Raw genomic sequence first — 1688 nt, 5'->3', positions numbered from 1 at the left:
AAAATTCGCATTCCCGAGAAATTTCATAAAATTCATGAAATACGGAAATCTTAACCCTGCAACTGAATTTAAAAGAAAATTAGTGTAGTTTTGAGACAGACTGCCGTTGTGGGTAATTTAAAATCAACAGTCTGCAAGAAAAAAAATAATGGAAAAACAAGATATTTTATCAAGATTTAATAAGTTCAAACATACACAATCATATCCTTTTGCAAGGTCGTATTTCACTGATGAAGTTGCTATTTTATTACGTGATGCTGATTATATAATGCAGATGATTAGAATAAAAAAAACAGATTTGGAGCAGTATTGTGAATTTAAAAATTATAGCGTAAAATTTGATACAGAAAAAATTCAAGACGACGACTTCCTAATTTTAGTTACAATCAGACATTTTGATATGTATATTGAATATCTTCTAACGGATAAAGGTAAGGTGCTAAAAGGTAACTTAAAAAATAAGTCGTTTGGTAAGAATGAAGAAAATAAACTCAAAGAATTCAACGAATATGTATTTATAAAAGGGCAATTACAAAGTTCTGAACAAATATTTAAATTAAAATATTTTGAGCCATATAAAAAATTTAGAGAGCCTATTAAGGGTGGATGGAGTCAAGAAAATTTAAAATTATATTTTAAAGATGATAACAATTTGGTTTATATAAAAGGGCAATCTGTATTATTCGGAAAGTATTATTATATTTTTAATTACGTAAAGTTTTATCTTGAAAATGCCGAGGAATATAAAATGTCAAATGAATTATACTATGAAATTTCTCATAATGAAAATAATACTCTATCGTTGACCAATGAAAATTATGGCCATTTTTACGTATTCGATAGGGTTGAAAGCGTATAACTTATTTTTGATTTAAAAAGAAAAAATTGGAACTATTACCAAAAGATTACATAATAATTGCTGGATTAGTATTAACATTCGGAGCAACAATTATAGGTCATTATTTCACAAGGCGAAATATAAAAACATCTAAGTTTATTGATGTAATTACAACCGAAAGAATAAAATGGTTGACAACGATAAGAAGTGAAATTTCTGAAATTGTCGCATTAATTACTAATACTCTAATTTTCTATGGGGATGATCTTAAACAAAGGGAACTTGATAATCCAAGTCAGCAAACTATGGATGATGAAAATTATGAAAATCACAAACATTATTTTGATTCTTTAACGAAAAATGCTTTTAAGAGAAATGTTCAGCCTGAACTAAAAGATTTGACCTCAAAATTGACTTTGTTAAAATTGAGATTTAATCCAAAAGAAGATTTAAAAACTCTGGAAATTTTAGAGTATTTTATAAAATTTTATCAAATAAAATATAAAACAGAAAGTGATTTAAAAACTGCTAATGAAAAAATTGACCAATTATTGATCAATATTCAAGATATGTTAAAAAAAGAATGGGAGAAAGTAAAGAAAGAAACAAAAGGAAAATAAAAACTAACCACAACAAAGAACTGAGATAAAAAACAACTAATTTCTTTATTAATTTTTGACAATATAATTCTAGGCTTACAGATAGAAAGAATAGATCCGTAAGCTCTTTTTTGTTTCATGCACAATTATTTTACTGTAAGAATCGAAACGAATTCTGCATCATATGGTAAACCCGATTTTGCGATAGCAAAACATTGTTTTAACAACTTATTTGCCACTGCAATAAGCGC

The 1688-nt window shown here is 26.7% G+C and carries 2 protein-coding genes; both read left to right on the top strand.

Annotation, left to right across the window (positions count from 1 at the left end; all coding sequences use genetic code 11):
• The first annotated feature begins 148 nt into the window (after positions 1-148).
• The gene (locus tag FHP04_RS14280; protein ID WP_139856825.1) at positions 149-859 is read left to right on the top strand and encodes a hypothetical protein; all 711 of its coding nucleotides are present in this window, start codon (positions 149-151) and stop codon (positions 857-859) included.
• Positions 860-885: 26 nt separating this feature from the next.
• Entirely contained in the window at positions 886-1458 is a 573-nt protein-coding gene (locus FHP04_RS14275) for a hypothetical protein (protein WP_139856824.1), read from the top strand.
• Positions 1459-1688: the final 230 nt, after the last annotated feature.

Source organism: Aequorivita sinensis (assembly GCF_006346335.1).
In the GTDB taxonomy this organism is placed as follows: Bacteria; Bacteroidota; Bacteroidia; order Flavobacteriales; family Flavobacteriaceae; genus Aequorivita; species Aequorivita sinensis.
The sequence above is the reverse complement of the archived record's forward strand: the minus strand, read 5'-3'. Positions and strand labels throughout refer to the sequence as shown.

Excerpts from the sequence above, each read along its gene's own strand:
- FHP04_RS14280 (WP_139856825.1), top strand. The coding sequence starts at position 149 with ATGGAAAAACAAGATATTTTATCAAGATTTAATAAGTTCAAACATACA.